The sequence below is a fragment of the Streptomyces caniscabiei genome, assembly GCF_014930365.1.
Classification (GTDB): Bacteria; Actinomycetota; Actinomycetes; order Streptomycetales; family Streptomycetaceae; genus Streptomyces; species Streptomyces caniscabiei.
Map to the genome: position 1 here is coordinate 78,398 of NZ_JABXWI010000018.1, position 20,226 is coordinate 98,623.

16 protein-coding genes are annotated in these 20,226 nt (G+C 72.5%); 1 reads left to right on the plus strand and 15 read right to left on the minus strand.

The window, feature by feature from the left end:
• Positions 1-63: 63 nt before the first annotated feature.
• The 14 genes from HW837_RS38335 to HW837_RS49765 form a co-directional block, all read right to left on the minus strand.
• Positions 64-444, minus strand: a complete 381-nt coding sequence (locus tag HW837_RS38335; RefSeq protein ID WP_086785195.1) for a hypothetical protein — start codon at positions 442-444, stop codon at positions 64-66.
• Between the two features lie 133 nt (positions 445-577).
• Complete coding sequence (locus HW837_RS38340) at positions 578-4,327, minus strand: ABC transporter ATP-binding protein (RefSeq protein WP_193382436.1); 3,750 nt, start codon at positions 4,325-4,327, stop codon at positions 578-580.
• Positions 4,328-4,676: 349 nt separating this feature from the next.
• Positions 4,677-5,906, minus strand: coding sequence for an MFS transporter (locus HW837_RS38345; protein WP_193382435.1), 1,230 nt, complete (start codon positions 5,904-5,906; stop codon positions 4,677-4,679).
• Positions 5,903-7,246, minus strand: a complete 1,344-nt coding sequence (locus HW837_RS38350; protein ID WP_193381059.1) for an amidohydrolase family protein — start codon at positions 7,244-7,246, stop codon at positions 5,903-5,905. Before HW837_RS38350 ends, HW837_RS38345 begins: the two co-directional genes overlap by 4 nt.
• Positions 7,243-8,496 carry an ATP-grasp domain-containing protein gene (locus HW837_RS38355; protein WP_193383564.1) on the minus strand — a complete coding sequence of 418 codons (1,254 nt, stop codon included), beginning with the start codon at positions 8,494-8,496 and terminating at the stop codon, positions 7,243-7,245. The genes HW837_RS38350 and HW837_RS38355 overlap by 4 nt, the downstream gene beginning before the upstream one ends.
• Positions 8,497-8,571: 75 nt before the next feature.
• Positions 8,572-9,552, minus strand: coding sequence for a transketolase family protein (locus HW837_RS38360; RefSeq protein WP_196789929.1), 981 nt, complete (start codon positions 9,550-9,552; stop codon positions 8,572-8,574).
• A complete protein-coding gene (locus HW837_RS49155) occupies positions 9,549-10,856 on the minus strand; it encodes a 1-deoxy-D-xylulose-5-phosphate synthase N-terminal domain-containing protein (RefSeq protein WP_237270561.1) in 1,308 nt (435 codons plus the stop codon). Before HW837_RS49155 ends, HW837_RS38360 begins: the two co-directional genes overlap by 4 nt.
• Complete coding sequence (locus tag HW837_RS38370; protein WP_193381058.1) at positions 10,853-12,817, minus strand: M20/M25/M40 family metallo-hydrolase; 1,965 nt, start codon at positions 12,815-12,817, stop codon at positions 10,853-10,855. The genes HW837_RS49155 and HW837_RS38370 overlap by 4 nt, the downstream gene beginning before the upstream one ends.
• A complete protein-coding gene (argC, locus tag HW837_RS38375; protein WP_052682858.1) occupies positions 12,814-13,887 on the minus strand; it encodes an N-acetyl-gamma-glutamyl-phosphate reductase in 1,074 nt (357 codons plus the stop codon). The genes HW837_RS38370 and argC overlap by 4 nt, the downstream gene beginning before the upstream one ends.
• Positions 13,880-15,199 carry a DegT/DnrJ/EryC1/StrS family aminotransferase gene (locus tag HW837_RS38380; RefSeq protein WP_193381057.1) on the minus strand — a complete coding sequence of 440 codons (1,320 nt, stop codon included), beginning with the start codon at positions 15,197-15,199 and terminating at the stop codon, positions 13,880-13,882. The genes argC and HW837_RS38380 overlap by 8 nt, the downstream gene beginning before the upstream one ends.
• On the minus strand, positions 15,196-15,837 hold the full coding sequence (locus tag HW837_RS38385) for a PLP-dependent aminotransferase family protein (RefSeq protein WP_093791000.1): 642 nt from the start codon (positions 15,835-15,837) through the stop codon (positions 15,196-15,198). Before HW837_RS38385 ends, HW837_RS38380 begins: the two co-directional genes overlap by 4 nt.
• A 333-nt stretch (positions 15,838-16,170) precedes the next feature.
• Positions 16,171-17,055, minus strand: a complete 885-nt coding sequence (locus tag HW837_RS38390) for a RimK family alpha-L-glutamate ligase (RefSeq protein ID WP_052682859.1) — start codon at positions 17,053-17,055, stop codon at positions 16,171-16,173.
• Positions 17,052-17,243 (minus strand): lysine biosynthesis protein LysW, encoded by a 192-nt coding sequence (locus HW837_RS38395; RefSeq protein WP_045557682.1) that lies wholly within the window; start codon positions 17,241-17,243, stop codon positions 17,052-17,054. The genes HW837_RS38390 and HW837_RS38395 overlap by 4 nt, the downstream gene beginning before the upstream one ends.
• 314 nt (positions 17,244-17,557) lie before the next feature.
• Positions 17,558-17,686, minus strand: a complete 129-nt coding sequence (locus HW837_RS49765) for a hypothetical protein (RefSeq protein WP_256255130.1) — start codon at positions 17,684-17,686, stop codon at positions 17,558-17,560.
• Positions 17,687-17,844: 158 nt separating this feature from the next.
• Between HW837_RS49765 and HW837_RS38400 the strand changes: the two genes are divergently transcribed.
• The gene (locus tag HW837_RS38400) at positions 17,845-18,861 is read left to right on the plus strand and encodes a LuxR C-terminal-related transcriptional regulator (protein ID WP_045557683.1); all 1,017 of its coding nucleotides are present in this window, start codon (positions 17,845-17,847) and stop codon (positions 18,859-18,861) included.
• A 24-nt stretch (positions 18,862-18,885) separates the two neighbouring features.
• Here HW837_RS38400 and HW837_RS38405 read toward each other — a convergent pair whose 3' ends face one another.
• Positions 18,886-19,980, minus strand: a complete 1,095-nt coding sequence (locus HW837_RS38405; RefSeq protein ID WP_193381056.1) for an esterase-like activity of phytase family protein — start codon at positions 19,978-19,980, stop codon at positions 18,886-18,888.
• Between the last annotated feature and the right edge of the window lie 246 nt (positions 19,981-20,226).

Here is a 20,226-nt window from a genome sequence, read left to right on the forward strand (position 1 = left end):
AACTGGACTGCTTTCAGCCGCAGATGGGAGCGATAGGGAAAACCCTGTGCGGCGCGGGAAGGTTCAGCGGAGGATCCAGCCCGAGTCGAAGGTCTCGCCGCCGGCGCGGGCCTTGATCCGCACGGCACGGCGGCCGGCGTGGACCGTCACGGGACCGGTGGGGCTCGCCTCGTTGCGGACCCAGCGCCCGCCCCTGGCCCGGATGCGGATCGCGCCCTTGCGGGCCTGCTTCCCGGGCACGAGGACGACGCACACATAGCGGCCGCCCTTGCGGTAGACCCGTACGGTCCCGGTGTCGAAGGTCAGCGTGCGCACCTTGCGGCCGGGACAGGACGTGGCGGCGGCCTCCGCGCTCGCCACCGGCCCCGCCAGGGTCAGCAGACCGGCGATCGCCAGCACGGCCAGTACGAGCGCCGTCGGCCGACGCGTTCCCCGCCTGATCACCCGCTCCCCCTCCCGTCCCACGACCGTACTGATGTACGGACGCACGACCCCCGCCGGAAGGTTGCACGCGCGGGACGGAACGTCCCAGAAGGTCCCCTATGGTCCCCTACGGCCGGTCCGCTGCCGCCGGTTGCTACGGTCGCAGCGCCGGCTCTCCCACGAAGGTGCGCCAGAGGGCGGCGTACCGGCCGTCGAGGGCCAGGAGTTCGTCGTGGGTGCCGTCCTCGGCGACCCGGCCGTGGTCCATCACGACGACACGGTCCGCGCGGGCGGCCGTGGTGAGGCGGTGGGCCACCACCAGGGTGGTGCGGCGGCCGGCGAGCCGGTCGGTGGCGTGGTTGACCTGGGCCTCGGTGGCCAGGTCCAGGGCCGCCGTCGCCTCGTCGAGGAGCAGGATGTCGGGGTCGACCAGCTCCGCGCGGGCCAGCGCGATCAGCTGGCGCTGTCCGGCGGAGAGGTTGCGGCCGCGTTCGGCGACCTCGTGGAGGTAGCCGCCGTCGAGCGTGGCGATCATGTCGTGGGCACCGACGGCCCGCGCGGCGGCCTCCACCTCGGCGTCGGTGGCCTCGGGGCGGCCGTAGGCGATGGCGTCCCGGATCGTGCCCTGGAACAGGTACGCCTCCTGCGGGACGACACCGAGCCGGTGCCGGTACGAGGTGAGGTCGAGGTCACGCAGGTCGGTGCCGTCGACGGTGACCCGGCCGCCCGTGGGGTCGTAGAAGCGGGCGACCAGCTTGACCAGCGTCGACTTGCCGGCGCCGGTCTCACCGACGAAGGCGACGGTCTGCCCGGCGGGGATGGACAGCGCGATGCCGCTGAGGGCCTCCTCGGCCTCCTTGTCCCCGTCGGCGGAGGAGTAGGCGAAGTCCACGTCCTCGAAGGCGATGTCGCCGCGCAGGGAGCCCACCTCCCGCGGCTCGGCGGCGGACTTCGTCGACGTCGGCTCCTGGAGGAGTTCCTGGATGCGGCCGAGGGAGACGGTGGCCTGCTGGTAGCCGTCGAAGACCTGGGAGAGCTGCTGGACGGGGGCGAAGAAGAGGTCGATGTAGAGGAGGTAGGCGACCAGGGCGCCGGTGGTGAGGGTGCCCGCGTCGACACGCTGGGCGCCGACGATCAGGACGGCCGCGGCCGCGGCCGAGGACAGGAACTGCACGAACGGGAAGTAGATCGAGATCAGCCACTGGCCGTGCACACGGGCCCGGCGGTAGCTGTCGCTGCCGGCCGCGAAGCGCTCGCCGCCCGTGCGCTCGCCCCGGAAGGCCTGCACGATCCGCAGCCCGGCCACCGACTCCTGGAGGTCGGCGTTGACCACGGACACCCGCTCGCGGGCCAGCTCGTACGCCTTCACGCTCGCCCGGCGGAAGAAGACCGTGCAGACGATCAGCGGCGGGAGCGTGGCGAAGACGACGAGGGCGAGCTCCACGTCGATCACGAGCAGGGCGCCCATGATGCCGAAGAAGGTGACGACGGAGACGAACGCGGTGACCAGTCCGGTCTGCAGGAAGGTCGAGAGCGCGTCGACGTCGGTCGTCATCCGTGTCATGATCCGGCCGGTCAACTCCCGCTCGTAGTAGTCGAGTCCGAGGCGCTGGAGCTGGGCGAAGATCTTCAGGCGCAGGGAGTAGAGGACGCGTTCGCCGGTACGGCCGGTCATCCGCATCTCGCCGATCTGCGCCGCCCACTGGGCGCCGACCGCGAGCAGCCCGAGCAGGGACGCGGCCCAGACCGCGCCGAGGGCCGCCTGGGAGACCCCGTCGTCGATGCCGTGCCGGATCAGCACCGGCAGCAGCAGGCCCATGCCCGCGTCGACGGCGACCAGGGCCAGGCTGAACAGCAGGGGCAGGCCGAAGCCGCGCAGCAGCCGCTTCAGGCCGTACGACTCCTCCGGCGCGACCGCGCGGGCCTCGTCGACGCCGGGGGTGTCGGTCGCCGGGGGCAGCGCCTCGACCTGGGCGAGGAGTTCGGGGGTGGCGGGGGTGCCGTCGAAGGCGGTGTCGCGGGGCTCACGGTCGCCGGTCCACAGCCGGGGCGTGATGCCGCGCTCGGCGTCGAACTCGGCGTCCAGCTCGTCCCGTATCGAGTCGCGGGCGGCGGTGTCCTCGGCCTTGGCGAGCGAGGTCGGCGGGAGGTGACCGGGCGAGACACCGCCCAGTTCGTCCGGATCGGTGAGCAGCCGGCGGTAGAGGGCGGAGCGGCGCTCCAGCTCCTCGTGGGTGCCGAGGTCGGCGAGGCGGCCCTCGTCGAGGACGGCGATGCGGTCGGCGAGGCCCAGGGTGGAGCGGCGGTGGGCGATGAGGAGGGTGGTGCGGCCCTCCATGACGTGGGACAGCGCCTCGTGGATCTCGTGCTCCACACGGGCGTCCACCGCCGAGGTCGCGTCGTCGAGGACGAGCAGGCGCGGGTCGGTGAGGAGGGCGCGGGCGAGGGCGATCCGCTGGCGCTGGCCGCCGGAGAGGGTGAGGCCGTGCTCGCCGACCTTGGTGGCGTAGCCGTCGGGCAGCTCGGCGATGAAACGGTCCGCCTGGGCGGCGCGGGCGGCGGTCTCGATCTGTTCGTCGGTCGCGTCCGGGCTGCCGTAGGCGATGTTGGCGCGGACCGTGTCGGAGAAGAGGAAGGAGTCCTCGGGGACCAGGCCGATCGCGGCGCGCAGCGAGTCGAGGGTGAGTTCCCGGACGTCGTGGCCGCCGATGAGGACGGCGCCGCGCGTCACGTCGTAGAAGCGGGGCAGCAGCAGCGAGACGGTCGACTTGCCGGAGCCGGAGGAGCCGACGACGGCGAGGGTCTCGCCGGGCCGGATCTCGAAGCTGAGGCCGTCGAGGACGGGGCGCCCCTGCTCGTACCCGAAGGACACGTCGTCGAACTCGACGGTCGCGGGCGCGTCGGCGGGGAGGGTCTTCGTGCCGTCGGCGAGCGTGGGCTCGGTGTCGATCAGCTCCAGGACGCGTTCGGTGCCGGCGCGGGCCTGCTGCCCGACGGTGAGGACCATCGCCAGCATGCGGACCGGGCCGACCAGCTGGGCGAGGTAGGTGGAGAACGCGACGAACGTGCCGAGCGTGATGTGGCCCCGGACGGCCAGCCAGCCGCCGAGCGCCAGCATCGCGACCTGGCCGAGGGCGGGGACGGCCTGGAGGGCGGGGGTGTAGCGGGAGTTGAACCGGATGGTCCGCAGCCGCCCTGCGAAGAGCCGCCGCCCTATCTCCCGGAGCTTGCCGGTCTCCTGATCCTCCTGCCCGAACCCCTTCACCACGCGTACGCCGCTGACGGCGCCGTCGACCACGCCCGCGACGGCGGCGGCCTGGGCCTGGGCGTACCAGGTGGAGGGGTGCAGCTTGGTGCGGCTGCGCTGGGCGATCCACCACAGGGCGGGGGCGACGGCGATCGCGACCAGGGTGAGCGGGAGGGACAGCCACGCCATGATCACGAGGGAGATCAGGAACAGCAGGATGTTGCCGATGGTCATCGGCAGCATGAAGAGCAGGCCCTGGATCAGCTGGAGGTCGCTGGTGGCGCGGCCGACGACCTGGCCGGTGGACAGCTCGTCCTGGCGGCGGCCGTCGAGGCGGGTGATCGTGCCGTACATCTCCGTCCGCAGGTCGTGCTGGACGTCGAGGGCGAGGCGGCCGCCGTAGTAGCGGCGGATGTAGGTGGACACGTACACGAGGAGGGCGGCGCCGATCAGGGCCGCCGCCCAGGGGGCCATGGCCCTGGTGTTGTCCCCGATCACGTCATCGATGATCACCTTGGTGATCAGGGGGACCAACGCCATCACGGCCATGCCGGCCAGGGACGCGCCGAGGGCGAGGATCACGTCCTTGGGGTACCGCCAGGCGTATCCGGCCAGTCTGCGCGCCCACCCTCGGTCGCCCCCCTGCTGCGCTACCACGCCGGTGCCCTCCGTTCGTCCTGGTCTCCGCAGGGACCAACACGGCGGGAGAGGGATTTCATCCCGCCGCAATCTTTGGGGGGCGCCTTGTGGGTGGGGGGTGCGTGTTTCGTGGGCGAGTGCGGGCCCGGTGGGGCCTCTCGCGCAGTTCCCCGCGCCCCTGAAAGACCAGGCCCCTGCGGGCCTGAAAGACCACGGCCCTGCGGGCCTGGAAAGCCGCGGGGCCGCGGGCCTGAAAAGCACGGGGCGCAGCCCCTGCTTTTCAGGGGCGCGGGGAACTGCGCGAGCAACCACGAACCACCCGCACCCGCCGACGAAACACGCACCCCCGAGCCATGAGGCGCCCCCCCTACGCCGTCGCCTCCTCCCGTTCCGGGTCCGCCGTCTCCGGGGCGGCGGCGGCCACCTCCACGTCGTCCCCGCTGAACAGGCACACCGCAGCGCACCCCGCAGCGATCAGCGCGGCGATGTACCAGTTCGCGCCGGGGACGTCCCAGCTCAGGGCCAGGTCGAAGAGGAGGCCGGCCAGCAGGGAGCCGATCATGTTGCCGGCGCTGCGGAAGAAGTGCATCGCGCCCATCGCCTTGGCGAGGCGGTCCGCCGGGACCTTGCGGGCGACCCAGATGTCGAAGGAGGGGACGAAGAGGATCTCGCCCAGCACCACGGTGAGGCAGCCCACGACCACCCAGGGCGCGGTGCGGCCCGCGCCGAACGCCGTGAACGCCACCGTCATGCCCGTGAGCCCCAGCGCCATCACCGCCCCGGGACGCAGGTGCTTGATCAGGAACTTGAACAGGGGGTACTGGAGGACGAGCACCGTCAGACCGGTGATCCAGAAGGGGGCCGACGGGGCCCATCCGGACGCGTACTCCTCCATGTGCAGCGGGATGCCGACCATGAAGCCGATGGAGAGGAACCAGAAGACGGCGGAGAGCAGGAAGTAGCGGGTCGCCCCGCGGACCTCGATGCCCTTGAAGACCGCCGTGCTCACCAGCGGCACCCGGTCCACCGGCTTGTCCACGGTCCCGAAGCCGTCCCTCGGGATGAACGCCGAGGACGCCAGGCAGAAGCCGATGAAGATGGCGAAGACGACGGAGAACAGGGTGCGCAGGTCGACGTCCGCGAGCAGTCCGCCGACCAGCGCGCCGCCGAAGAGGCCCACCTGCGCCGACATCTGGAAGGTCGAGAAGGCCTTCGGGCGCTCGTCGTCGGGGTACGAGACCAGGATGTTCTTCAGGCCGGGGAAGGCCGTGCCGGAGCCGAGGCCGATGAAGAAGGCCAGGACGGAGTAGACGAGGACGCCGTCGCCGAAGCCCATCAGGAACAGGGCCACCGCCTCCGTCGCGGTGCCCGCGAACACCGCGCCCCGGATGCCGATCCGGGCCGCGACCCCCTCGTAGAAGAAGGTCGCGCCGAGGCGGCCCACGTAGGTCATGCACATCACGACCCCGGCCCAGAAGCCGCTGTCGGTGCCGCCGAGGGAGGCGACGAGTACGGGGAACCAGATGAAGTTCCCGATGTGGGCGAGGAAGATGCCGGCGTTCACGCCGATCAGCGCCCGCCTGCGTTCGATGGTCACGCGGCTGTTCCCTTCAGGTCGGTGGTGGCGGTACGGGCGCGGAGATCCGCGATCTCGCGGGCCAGCGCCGGGCGGTCGATCTCCGTGCCCCGGACGACCGTGCGGACGGGCAGGGCCGACAGCGGGCGGTCGGGGGCGGCGGGGTGGAGGAGGTTGTACGTGGCGGGGGCGCCGGCCCGCAGGGGGTGCGCGCCCGACGGGTCGCCGCTGAGTTCCGCGAAGTAGCGGCGGCCGCCGACCGTGGCCTGGTGGCGCAGCATCCCGTCCAGCGCGGGGTCGTCGCCGCGCAGCAGGTCCAGCTCGCTCAGCAGGGAGTAGCCGTGGTACGCGCCGGTGTTGCCGGAGTCGGTGCCGACCAGGAGGTCGCCCCGGCGCAGTGCCGCGAGGGCGTTGCGGCGCATGTCGGCGAGGGCGGCGGTGCGGGTCTCCTGGACGCCGTACTCGATGCCGTACGGCTTCTCGATGCCCTTGACGAAGTCGAGGTTGCGGATGTCCTGCGTCTCGGCGAAGCCCTCGCGGGAGTACTCGGCCAGGAACTCCTCGCCGGTCATGATCATGGGGCGGAGGCCGGCGAGGGTGGAGACGAAGCGCGCCCCCTCGAACTCCTTGAAGTCGGCCGCGTCGAGGGTGCGGTCGCGCACGGTGTGGGCGAAGAGGCGGAAGCCGCACTCGTAGGCCCAGCGGGTCTCCTGGAGGGTGTTGCAGTCGATGACGGCCGTGACACCGCGTTCCCGCGCCATGCGGGCGGTGAAGCGCAGGACCTTCTCCGACAGGCGGGAGAAGCGGACCGGGCTGCCGGGCTGTTCGGTGCCGTCGGTGAACATCACCTTCAGGAAGGTGCCGCCGCGTTCGGCGTTGGCGCGCAGGGCGTGGTCGAGGTCGGACTCGACGGCCAGCATGTGGACCGGGGCCGGGAACTCGACGCCGTGGCCGGTGCGGCCCGCCGCGTCGGTCGTCGCCGTCACCGCGTAGCCGCAGTGGATGATCTCCGGGTAGGGCCACGGGGAGGCCTCGCGGCCGGCCGCCCAGGCGTCGGCGACCAGCGGGAAGCCGAACATGTCCACGACGTGGGTGACCCCGTGGTACAGGTACTGGAGGGCCACGATCCGGGGGTCCTCGACCGTGTCGTCCCAGTTCGCGGGGAGCGAGACATGGGCGTGGGTCTCGGTGTAGCCGGGCCACAGCTCGGGCTCGTCGCCCCGGCGGGGGCCGGTGGGGGTGAAGGCGGTGAAGTGGCCGTCCCGTGTCGTGACGTCGTAGCGCGCCTCGGGGTCGAGGGCCGGGACGGCCACCCCGTGCAGGGTGGCCGTCCCCGTGCGGCCGTCGGCGGCCTCGCTCATCGGGCCACCTCGACCTTGAGGCGCAGCTCGATGGCGTCCAGGGCCTCCTCGTTGCGCTTGTTGACCTCGTCGCGGTCGGCGCCGGTGAAGATGATGTGGCCGATCCAGTCGAAGTTGCTCTTGGAGAGGCGGCTGACCTCGACGCCGGGCTTCTTGTAGGCGAGGGCGCTGTGGAAGCCGGGCAGGTCCGTCAGGCCGTCGAAGCCGATGGACTCGACCGTGCCGGCGACCGGGGAGCCGAACCAGTGGCCGCCCGCGATGGTCTCGCCGGGGAAGGGCAGTTCGGGGCGCTCGCCGAGGGCCTGGCGGATGACCTCCAGATAGGCGTCGACGCCGGAGCTGATCTGCATCAGGCTCGGCACGATGCCGCCGATGAGCCGGCCGTTGACCTCGCAGAGCACCGGGCCGTCGGGGCCGAGCAGGAACTCGGTGTGGATGAAGCCGAAGTCGACGCCCAGCTCGTTCAGGACCTTGGTGGTCATCTCGAACAGCTCGTCCTGGAGCGGGTGTCCGGTGAAGTAGGTGGCGCCCATCTCGATGAAGTGCGGGAAGCCGCTCAGCGGGCGGTCGGTCAGGCCGAGGTTGACGATCTCGCCCTTGCCGAGCACGCACGACTCCACCGAGATCAGCTCACCGGTGACGAACTCCTCGATCAGGATGTCCGGGATGCGGACGACGCCGCGCCCGTAGTCGACGACCTCGGCCAGTTCGGCCAGGTAGGCGGTCAGGTCGTCCTCGTCCTTCAGGTGCAGGACGTGCAGGCTGGCGGTGCCGTCGGACGGCTTCACCACGCAGGGGAAGCCGATCTCGCGGACGGCCGCCTCGACCTTCGCCGGGTCCAAGACGTGCGCGAAGCGCGGCTGCCGGATGCCCGTGCCGTCGAGGGTGAGGCGGGTGAGGTGCTTGTGGCGGGCGTTGCGGGCGCCGTCGACGCTCATGCCGGGCAGGCCGAGCGCCTCGGCGACGGCGGCGGTGTGGACGGTGTGGTACTCGCTGTACGTGGTGACGCCGTGCACCGGGCGCTCGGCGTGGACCTCGCGCGCCAGAGCGGTCAGCTCCTCGATGGAGAAGGCCTCTTCGCTCTTGATGACGTGGCAGTTGGGGTGCGCGTAGGCGGCTTCGGTGAGCGGGGAGACGGCGAGGTAGAAGTCCGGGTCGACCGAGACGAGGGTGACGTCGTGGCCGAGGTCCAAGGCGTTGGCGATACCGGCCATGCCGTTCGGGTTGCACTCGATCATGAGAATGTGCATGTCAGGGCTCCTTGAAGAGGCTTGTGGGGGCGATCAGTTCGGGGGCGCGGTCAGCGGGCGGCGCGGGCAGCTCGGTCAGCGGGCGGCGCGGTCCAGTGCGTCCAGTACGGCGGGCAGGTCCAGGCCCAGCGCGGCCATGACCTCCTCGTGGTCGCCGCCCTGGGAGGGCCAGCTCCGGTCCGCGCTCACGGACGTCACCCGGCAGGTCGGCAGCAGCAGCGCGAGCGCCTCGGCGACTCCGCCCTGACCCCGGTGCTCCTCGACGACCACGAACCGGGAGTGACGGCGGGCGAGTTCGGCGGCGGCTTGCGCCAGGTGCTCGTGGTCCAGATAGGTGAGGTGCGCGTGCGAGGTGCCGGGCGCGGCCCGCCGGGCGGCGAGGGCGAGGCGGGTGCCCTCCTCACCGACCGAGACGAGGCAGCCGGCACCGGGGTCACCCGCACTGAACTCCCAGTTCACGAGCGGGAGTTCGGTGCCGTTGCCGTTCACCGGCAGGGACTCGTACTTCGCGTTGCGTCCCGTACGGATGTAGTGCGGGCGTCCGGAGCGGACCGCCTCCCGGACCACGGCGCGCATCTCGGCGTCGCCGTACGGCGCCGCGATGGTCACGCCCGGCACGCTGCGCAGGATCGCCAGGTCCTCCAGGCAGTGGTGGGTGGTCCCGAACCAGGCGCCGGAGACACCGGCGTAGGGCGCGACGACCGTGACACCGGCGGCCAGATAGCCGAGCGTCAGCTTCAGGCTCTCGGCGGCGCGCAGGGCGGCGAACGGGGCGAAGGTGCTGACGAACGGCTTGTGGCCGCCGGCCGCGAGCCCCGCCGCCATGTCGACCATCGCGCCCTCGGCGATCCCGAGGTTGAAGAAGCGCTCCGGGTGGGCGGCCTGGAAGGGGTGTCCCTTGCCGCCCAGGTCCGCCTCCAGGCAGACGATCGTGTCGTCGGAGGCGGCGAGCCGGGTCAGCTCGTCCCGGTAGGCGTCGCGGCCGGAGAGGGTCACCGGTCGCGGGTCGGTGTCGGGCGTCGGCCGCTCGGGCGCGGCGGTTGCCGTCGGGCTCATCGGATCGCTCGCTTCCACTTGGCGGCGCGCGCCTGGTCGATGGTCACGTAGTGGCAGGCGGCCTTGCCCTCGACGGCCCGTACGCCCTTGCCCTTGACGGTGTCGGCGACGACGGCGAGGGGGCGGCGGGCGGCCGTGCGGTCCTCGGCCAGCAGGGCGGTGAGGGCGCCCAGGTCGTGGCCGTCCACCTCCGTGACGTCGAACCCGAAGGCGGTGAACCGGTCGGCGAGCCGGGGCAGCGGGGAGATGTCGGCGACCATGCCGTCGTTCTGGCCGCCGTTGCGGTCGACGACGAGGACGAAGTTGCCGAGCTCCTGGGCCGCGGCGACCTGGCAGGTCTCCCAGACCAGGCCCTCCTGCAGCTCGCCGTCGCCGGCGACCGCGATGCCGAGCCCGTGCCGCCCCCGCAGCCGCTCCGAGAGCGCCCAGCCGGCGGCGTACGGGACGCCGTGGCCGAGGCTGCCGGTGGGGAAGCGGACGCCGGGCACCTTGGGGCCGGGGTGGCCGGTGTAGGGGTGGCCCGCGAGGCCGTACAGCGGGGCCGGGTTCTCCGGCAGGGCCCCGCTGACGTGCAGGGCCGCGTAGAGCCCGGCGGCCGCGTGGCCCTTGCTGAGGACGACCTCGGTGCCGTCGCCGGCGGAGGCCCGGTGCAGGGCGGCGATCAGGATGTCGAGGACGGAGAGGCTGCCGCCGAGGTGGCAGCCACGCGCGCTCGCCGCCATGTCGACCACCAGCCGCCGGGCGCGGACGGCCCGCTCGGCGAGGACGGCCACCGTGTCCGGTGGGGCAGCCGAGACCGGGGCCGCCGGGTCGGCCGGGTCGGCCGGATCCGTCAGCTCGGCCGGATCCGTCAGCTCGGCCGGGGTCGCCGGGGCGGCCAAGTCCGCCAGGACCGCCGGAGCAGCCGGGGCAGCCAGGACCGCCGGGTCGGCCAGGACCGCCGGAGCAGCCGGGTCGGCCGGGTCGGCCGGGTCGGCCGGATCCGTCAGCTCGGCCGGGGCCACCGGCTCGGCCGGGGCCGCCGGCTCGGCCGGATCCGTCAGCTCGGCCGGGGCCGCCAGGTCGGCCAAGTCCGCCAGGACCGCCGGAGCAGCCGGGTCGGCCAAGTCCGCCGGAGCAGCCAGGACCGCCGAATCGGCCAGGGCCGCCGGAGCCGCCGGGGCCGTCAGGGCCGTCAGGGCCGTCGGCTCGGCCGGGGGCGCCGGGGCGACCGGCTCGGCCAGGGGCGTCGGCTCGGCCAGGGGCGTCGGCTCGGTCGGGTCGTCGTCCCCGGCCCGGAGCGTGTCGAGTACGGCCGTGGTCATCGCGGGCTCCCCTCGGGCTGGGCGGGTGGGGCGGACAGGTCGAACCACCGCTGGACGGCGTCGGCCAGCAGGCTGCGGGCCGTGCGGTACTCCATGGGGTCGATGCGTTCCTCGTCGGTGTGGTCCAGTGAGGAGTCGCCGGGCCCGTACGCCACCATCGGGACGTCGTGCCAGGTGGTGGCCAGCGTGTTCATGTCGGACGTGCCCTTCTTCACCACGAAGCGGGGCCTGATCCCGGCCTGCGCGAAGGCCCGGGTGAAGACCTTCACCAGTGCGCCGGCGCGGCCCTGGGCGTGCCCCGGCGTGGCCCGCAGCACGTCGACGCGCACATCGTCGGCGGCGTGGCCCAGCGCGGCGGCCGTGAGCGCCGCCACGTCCACCTCGGGCGGCACCCGGAAGTTGAGGATCCCGATGGCGGTGGAGCGCTCGCGCCCGCTCTCCACGCGGACGTCGATGACCGCGCTGAGCGCGTCCGGCGCCTCGGCGAGCACCGACTCCCGGATCCGGCCGAGGACGCCGATCAGGTGGTCCGGCGCGGACACGGCGTCCATCCCGGCGGAGTGGCCGCTGGCCACGGACGCCGTGATCCGGAGCTTGAACAGCCCGAAGTAGCCGAGGGTCAGGGTCCCCGAGCCGCTGGGCTCGCCGATGACGACGGCGTCGGCCGGGTACCGGTCGCGGACGTGGAAGGCGCCCTTGGAGGAGGAGATCTCCTCCTCGACCGCGCCGACCACACGCAGCTGCGCGTCCTCGGGGATGTCCGCGTGGGCGAGCACCTCCAGGAAGTTCGCCAGGCTGCCCTTGGCGTCGACGCTGCCGCGCGCCCACAGTTCGCCGTCGCGCCACTCGGCCGGCCAGTGGTGCGGGACCGTGTCGAGGTGGCCGAGGAGCAGCAGCCGCCGGGGGCCGTCGCCGCGGGTGGCGACGAGGTTGCCGACCTCGTCCACGTGCGCGTCGATACCGCGCTCCCGGCACCACTCGGCCAGGTAGGCGGCGAGTTCGGCCTCGTCCCGCGACACCGACGGCACACAGGCGACCCGGGTGAGCAGCGCGAGGTCGGCCGCCGGTTCCTTGGTACGCCAGAACCGGGTCCAGCCGGACGGCACGGCCATCGTGTGCGGGCCGGTGATGGCGATGTCGGCGCCGCTGTCCCGCATGGCGATCTCGGCGGCCCGCACCTTCTGCCGCATCCTGCCGCCCGCGTACTTCGCTCCCTCGCCCGGATAGGCGTCGTACAGCGTGGAGTCGGGGACGGCCGGGTCGGTCAGCAGTCCGGCGGTGCCGGTGACCAGCCGCAGATGGTCGGCGCCGAGCGCGCCGGTCAGCACGGCGGCGAGCACGTCGGCGTCCACGTTCAGCGGGGCGCCGCCCGCCGGGTCGGCGACCGGCGGCGACAGACAGACGACGTCGTACGCCTCCAGCAGCGCGGTCAGGCCGTCGACGTCGACGTCCGTCGGCACACCGGCCCGGTGGTCGCGCACGACCAGGGTGCGGCCCTCGCCGGAGACCGCCTTCAGCGGCCGGTTGGCCCTGCCGCTCACCAGCCCGCCGCGCGCGGCGACGGAGGTGAACACGGTGAGCCCGAGCGCGCGCAGCTCCCGCTCCACTGCGGGCAGCGTCACCCGCTCGTAGGCGTCGACCAGGTGCGTCATCTCCTCCGGCGGGCAGTACCGGACGACGTCCCCGTTGGCCAGCCGCAGATGCGGCATCGGGCGGTCGATCGCCGTGTAGTGCCGCTCGATCCCGGTGGCCCCACCGGCCACGAGCAGCACCCGGGCACCTCGGGCCACCAGGTCGGCCAGCTCCTTGTGAAGGGTGCCGCGATCGAGGGTGGCGCTGCCGGCCTTGACGACGTAGAGGGGCCGGGCGGAGGCGGACACGGCACGCGCCTCGGGGACGGTGGCCGGGGCCGGGGCGGTTCGTGCTGTCGTCGTCACCGGTCGTTCCAGCTGGGTCGTCATGGGGACACCGCCGTTGTCGGCAGGCCGGAGGTCTCGTCGAGGCCGTGCATCAGGTTCATCGCCTGGACGGCCTGGCCCGCCGCGCCCTTGATCAGGTTGTCCAGGGCGGCGACGGCGACGACCTGGCCGCCCTGGACGGCGATGGCGACCTCGGCGACGTTGGAGCCGACGACCGCCTTCAGCATCGGGAAGTCCTGCGGGGCCTTCGGCGCCGGGCGGACCCGCACGAACGGCTTGCCGACGTACGCCTTGGCGTAGGCCCGCTTGACGTCCAACGAGGTGACGCCGTCGCGCAGTTCGGCGTACGCGGTGACGAGGATGCCCCGGGCGACGTCCAGGCTGTGCGTGGAGAACCGCAGGTCCACGGCCGCGCCGGTGAAGTCGGCGATGGCCTGCCGGACCTCGGGCGCGTGCCGGTGCCCGTACAGCTTGTGCACCCGGAAGTTGCCGGTGCGCTCGGCGGGCGGCTCGTTGCCACCCCGGCCGCCGCCGGTCGAGCCGGTCTTGGCGTCGACGACGACCCGGTCGGTGGCGAGCGGCTCGGCGCCGGCGAAGAGCGGGTACAGCGCGTAGATCGTGGTGACGGCCATGCAGCCGGGCAGGTTCACGAACCGCCCCTCCGGCACGTCGCCGCTCAACTCCGGTACGTAGTAGGCGAAGTCCTCCAGCGGCGGGTGCTCGGCCGTCTTCGGGTAGTGCGCCCGCACCTCGTCCTCGGCCCGCAGCCGGAAGTCGCCGCCCAGGTTCAGCACCCGCTTGGCGTGCGCCGCGATCAGCGGCAGCCGCTCGGGCAGCGCCCCGGTGGGCAGACAGCCGAAGGCCACGTCGACGGGGTCGGTGTCCGCCAGCTCGGCCAGCGGCCGGAACTTCAGTCCGCCCGCCTTCGGATGGTTGCGCAGCCACGGGTGCACGCTGCCGATGGCGGCACCGGCCGCCCGCTCGGCGGACAGGAAGGCCAGCTCGACGTGCGGGTGTTCGAGGAGCAGCCGGATGACCTCGCCCCCGGTGTACCCGCTGGCCCCGACGACGGCGACACGGATCTTCTGGTTCGGGTTCCCGATGTCAGCCAAGGCGGGCCGCCTTCTCGTACGGCCGCACGTAGTCGCGCTCCTGGACCAGCTTGCGGATGGCGTCGGGGCGGCGGGCGACCTTGCGGAAGGCGTCGGCGTAGCGCTGGATCCGCTCGTACTCGACCGGGGAGCGCAGCTCGCGGCAGAGGACGAGGGTGGAGTCGAGCATGCCGAGGGTGACGGGGAAGTCCGCGGGGCGGTGGTCGCGCACAGCGCCCGGGTTGAGGCTGAAGGGGTAGCCGTTGCCGAACCCGTCCCGGTGCTGGAAGGGCAGGTGGCACGGGATCGGCGTGTTCTGCCACTCCCGCGCCGGCACCCCCTCGGCGACCAGCAGCTCGTGCACGGCCTCCTTGACGGCGTGCACCGGCAGGTCGTCGAGACCGACGGCCTCGGGGTGCAGGGTGAGCCGGTACATGTTGTACGCGTGGACGTGCCCGTCCGGCACGTGCGGCGGCGTGAACAGTCCCGTCTCGCGCAGGGCGTCCCCGAGCAGCGCCGCGTTGCGGGCGCGGATCTCGTCGTAGTACGGCAGCCGCTTGAGCTGGCTGCTGCCGAAGGCGGCGGCGACCCAGGACATGCCGTAGTCGATGCCGTGCTCGGCGAGATAGGAGACGGCCCGCTCGTACGCCTCCTCGGTCGCGAAGAAGGCGATACCGCCCTCCCCGCCCAGCGGGAAGTTCTTGTCGGCCATCAGGCTCTGCCCCGCCGCGTCCCCGAACGATCCCGCGACCCGGTCGCCGATCTTCGCGGAGTGGGCGTGGGAGGCGTCCTCGACGAGGGCGATGCCGTGCCGGTCGGCGAGGGCGCGCAGCGCGGGCACGTCGGCGGGCAGCCCGTGGACGTGTACGGGCATCAGGGCCCGGGTCCGCTCGGTGATCGCGGCAGCCGCGGCGGCCGGGTCCATGCAGTAGGTGACCGGGTCGATGTCGACGAAGACGGGGACGGCGTGGGCCGCGACGACCGCCTGCGCGGTGGCGATGAAGGTGAACGCCGGGACGATGACCTCGTCACCGGGCCGCACCCCGGCGCCGACCAGCGCCATGTGCAGGCTGGAGGTGCCACTGGCGGTGGGCAGCGCGAACCCGGCGCCCACGTACGCCCGGTAGGCCTCGGCGAAGTCGGCGACGACCTTCTCGGGCGCCTGCCGCTGGGCGAGCATCAGGTTGAACACGTCCTCCTTGGTGATGACCGGGAAGAGCGTGCGGCGGAGCGCCTTGGGGATGATCTCGGCGCCGCCCAGGGCGGCGAGTTCGGCGTCGAGATCCGCCGGGTTCGGCAGCGGCAGCGGAGAGTTGGGAAAATCGGTGATCATGACTGGTTCGCTCCGGAGGTCGCGACGGGGCGGGTCTGGGCCGCCTGGGTCAGGGCCATCCGCACACAGGCGGCGACCAGCGGACTGAGCCGGTAGTTGAACTGCACGCCGGGGACGAGGTCGGCGTCGGCCTCCTCCTGCGTCCACATCGTGCGCAGGTCGTAGGCGCCGAAGATCTTCAGCCGCTCGGCGCGGGCCCAGAGCTTCGGGTCGTCCGTGAGCACGGCGGCGGCCGGGCCGAAGCCGAGGCCGGTGAGGTCGACGACCAGGGCCGGCGCGGTGGCCCCCGCGGCCAACTCGCCGAGCCGGTCGACGTTGGCCGGGTCCAGCGCGAGGTAGTCGTACGCGGCGGGCTCGTCGTACGAGGTCACGCGTACGCCCAGCCAGGCCAGGAACGCGGCGGTCTCCGCGTCCGGCTCCGCGAGGGCGACGCTGTCCCCGTGACCGATCCCCTGACCGGCCAGCGCGGCGTGTATCGCCCCCGTCCGGCTGTTGAGCAGCACGGCTTTGCTCCGCCGCGTCTTCTTCGTCAACAGCCTTTCCAGACCGGGCAGTTCCCGGTCGCTCTTCTCGATACTCATCACCACGCCCGAGGTCAGAACCCGGGTGAGCACGGTGGCGGTGTCGAACAGTTCCATAGGACGTAGGCCTCTCTGATCCGATTACGTGAAGAGGGGGTGGGGAGTAGGGGGCGCCTGTTGACTCGGGGGTTCGGGTGCGTCGGCGGGTGCGGATGGTTCGTGGTTGCTCGCGCAGTTCCCCGCGCCCCTAGAACCCCAGGCCCCTCGGCCCTGAAAGGCGCCGGTCGGGCGGGGTGAAAAGCACGGGGCGCAGCCCCTGCTTTTCAGGGGCGCGGGGAACTGCGCGAGAACCCCCACCGGACCCGCGGCCGACCACCGACCGCGGGGGTCGAAGGGGCGCAGCCCCTGGGATGGGACGGGTAGGGGCGGCGGGGGCGAGAAAATGGCGCCCTAGACGGCGGCGGCACCCACCGGCTCAGCCACCCGCTCAGCCACATACGCCGCGTACAACCCCGCGACATCCACCCCATGCTCGACGGACGACTTGGCGAACTCCGGATTCGCGTTGACCTCCAGAACCAGCAACTCCCCCGCCGCCCGGTCCTCCACCAGATCAACCCCGTAGAACCCGGGCCCCAGCACATCCACCACGCGCCGGCACAACGCGTCGATCTCGGCGGTCACGTCGACCCGCCGCACCCGCGCCCCCAGATGCGTGTTCGTCCGCCAGTCGTCGGACACCCGCTGGATCGCCACCACGGGCGTCCGCCCCACCACCACGACCCGCAGATCGTGGCCCGGCTTGTCGACGTACTCCTGGACGACCACGGGAAACAGCTTCCCGCCCGCGTCCGCGGACTCCCGCCCCCCGGCCCACGCCTCGACGCACTCGGCGTTGGCCATCCGGGTGACGCCCCGCCCCCACGAGCCGCTCACCGGCTTCACGACTGCCGGCATCCCCAACTCGTCGACGGCGGCCCGCACCTGGTCGTAGCTGAAGGCATGCCGGGTTACCGGATGCGGAATGCCGTGGCGGGCGAACAGCAGCGACTGCAACCCCTTGTCGTTGCAGGCCTCGATGACGGAGGACCGGTTGAGGGTGGTCACCCCGGCGTACTCCAGCCGCCGGGAGACGCTGATCGCGTCCCGGTGGGACAGGTTGCGGATCACGGCGAGAGCGGGCGGGCCGCCGGTGCGGCCCGCCACCACCTCCGCCAGATCCTCCATCAGCAACGGCCGGGCCGTCAGTCCCTCGGCCCGCAACGCCCCGAGGAGCAGTTTCTCCTCGGGCCGCAGCATCGTCACCGAGAGCAGGACCTGATCGGCGGTCGTCACTCGCCCCAGTCCTCTTCCACCTCGGGGGCGAGGTCGAGCCGTACGCCTGCGGCGGCGGACTTCTCGACCACCTCGTGCTCCTGGCCGCAGGCCGTGCACTCGGTGATCTCCCCCTTTTCCCAGTCCTCCTGGACCTCGAAATCGGTGTCGCACACCAAGCACTTCGGTGCGGCAATGGCGGTGGTCATTTCCTTGATACTCCCTCGTTCGTTCAATGTGAAACCGCATGCCGGAACCCATGAACCGGCAGCCGGAATTCACCGGACATCGAATGGACCGCGAAGGGGACCTCGATCCGGCCGGACGGCTCTCCCGCCAACCGCTTTCTTTGCTGACTCACACAGCGGCCAGCACACTTGACGGTCCGTCAACAGCGCACCGGGGCCCCGGCGTCACGCGAACGCTGCGTGAGCGGCGGATGAGCACTGTGCGATCGCCACGCACGCTCTACGCGCGATTTGCGTGCGCTTTACGCGCGTTGACCGGGATCGGTGACGTCGGCTCAGGGCCAGCCGGGGTCGCCGGGCGCGTTGGACGCCTGGGCGCTCGCCACCGTGGTGCGTTCGGCCGTGTCGGCGGCGACGGAAAGGGTCAGTACCGCGGCGGCGACAAACGCGAGTGCCCCGGCCATTCTGCGCATGTACTTCATTTCTCATACCCCCCTGAAGAATTTCCGGACTCTCGGCTGTTCGCCGGTGTCCACACGAAGAGCATGCCGTGGTCGGCCGGTTGCCGGAAGCGATTGAAGGGGTCATGATCGTGCACTGCAGGATTCTGAAGGGGGATGGCATGTGCGGTGAGTCGGACATACCCGGGGGCGACGGCTCCCCCGCGGAGGTCTGCGGTGCGGGCATCGAGTTCTATCGCACCGCCCTGCTGGCGGGAAGGGCCTCGCGCGCGGACGCGCCGGGCTGTGTGAGCGCGTTCGGGCTCGTGGCCCCGGCGGTGGACGACCCGGAGGCCCTGGTGCCGATACCGCCCTCGGTGGCGACGGCGGCGCTGACGCACCCGATGGAGCGGCTGATCCTTGAACAGCAGCAGGCCCTGGCCGCCGTACGGGCGTCGATGTCGCAGGCGCAGAGCGTCTACCGCACCGCCCGCCGCAAGGAGAGCGAGTCCTCGCAGCGTCTCACGCCCGCGCCGGCGATCACCGCCGCGCTGGACGAGGCGATCCGGGGCACGCGCATCGAGTTGCTGACCGCGCACCCGGGCGGCAGGCGCCCCGAGGAGGTCCTGGTCAAGGCCCTGCCGCGGACCCTGGAGGCACACCGCAAGGGCGTCAAGCAGCGCACGCTCTACCAGCACACCGTCCGCGCCCACGGCCCCACCCTCGACTACATCAAGCAGGTCACCGACCTGGGCGTCGAAGTGCGCACGGTGGACGAGGTGTTCGACCGGATGATCATCTGCGACCGGTCCGTCGCGTTCATCCCCGACATGGGCAAGGACCACGGCACCCACGCCCTCAAGGTCACCGACCCGGGCGTCGTGCACTTCCTGGTCTCCGCCTTCGAGTACGCCTGGGAGCGGGCGAGGCCGGTCGTCTACGAGCACGACCAGCAACGCCCCGCGCTGCTGACCGACGAGACCCGGCTGCATGTGCTGCGCCTCATGGTCGACGGCTACACCGACGCCGCCATCGCCAGCCGGCTGGGCATCAGCCCCCGCACCGTCGCCAGCCATCTCAAGAAGGTCGGCGACCTGCTCGGCAGCAACAGCCGTGCGCAGCTCGCCTATCTCACGGCCAAGAGCGGGCTACTGGAGGACGGCGCGACGGCCGACTGCGGCTGTGACAGGCAGAGTTGACGGGCGGGATCGGCCGGGCGTGGTTCAGGCGACCCGGACCCTGAGGGAGTAGAGGCGGGTCGTCTGGACGGCGTTCTGGTTGTCGTCGCTGACCAGCAGCACCTCCAGCCGGCCCCCGGTCCGCGCGGCCCCGGTGACGGTCATCCCCTCGATGTTGTCGAGCAGGGGGTTGGGCTGGGGCTGCTTGGCCGTGGCACCCAGGGAGGGGCAGTTCACGAGGTCGGCGAGGAGGGTCTTGCGGACGAGCCGGACGCCGTCGCCGTGACCGGTGCCGTCGCCGTGACCGGTGCCGTCGCCCGCGCGGTCGCCTTCCTGTCCCGTGAGGACGGCGACGCCCGCGGTGTCGGTCGCGCGGCGCGTGTCGGCGGCGTAGAGGCGGACCGTGTTGCCGACGCCGGCGGTGAATCCGCGCTCCAGGACGAGCAGCCGTCCGCCCGGCAGACCGGCCACCTCGACGACACCGAGGCCGGGGTCCGCGCGGTAGCCGTACTGGGCGGAGAGCCCGAAGTCCCCTGTGCCGCCGTGCCGTTGCCAGGTCTGGAGGCGAACCACCCCGGCGCCGTCCCCGGCGAGCGCGCCCTCCATCGAGGCGAGCAGGGTGCGTCCGCCGGGCAGGAGGGCGAGGCCCTCGAAGGTCTGGTTGGCGACCGCCCGGCCGGCCGGGGCGACCCTCAGCGCGTCGGGCACGGGCAGGCTGCCCAGGAACCGGCCCCGCCGGTCGTGACGCCGCAGGGACGGCTCGGTCTCGGAGGCGACGATCCGCGTGCCGTCGCGGTCGACGGCGAGCGCCTCGGCGTCGAGCGCGGCACCGGTCTCCGTGGTGAGCGGGAGGACGCCCCGCGGCGCGAGGGTACGGCGGTCGAGGGTGAAGAGGGCGGACCGGTCGGAGACCGCGAGGAGCGAGCCGTCACGGTCGACGGCGAGGCCGGAGAGGTTCCCGACGAAGGTGCCCGCGTACGTCGTCTTGTCGAGGACGTCGGAGTAGCGCTCGATCGCCACGGCCGACGAACAGGCGTTCCCGCGCGGCGCGTCGGCGTGGACGGGCCCGGCGGCGGCGAGGGTGACGGCTGCCGCCGCCAGGCCTGCGGTGAGGGTCGCGACGAGGCTTCTGAGAGGCATGGCGTCACGGTAGGACGACGCCGGTGATACGGAGATGGCCTCGCCGTGAATGTCCGGATGACATCGGGAGCGGGGACCTCATGGCTCGGGAGTGGGGGGTTGTCGGCGGGTGCGGGTCCGGTGGGGGCTGGTCGCGCAGTTCCCCGCGCCCCTGAAAAAGCGGGGCTGCGCCCCCTGCTTTTTCGGCCCGAAAGGCCGGAGGCCTTCCAGGGGCGCGGGGAACTGCGCGAGAAGCCCCACGCACCC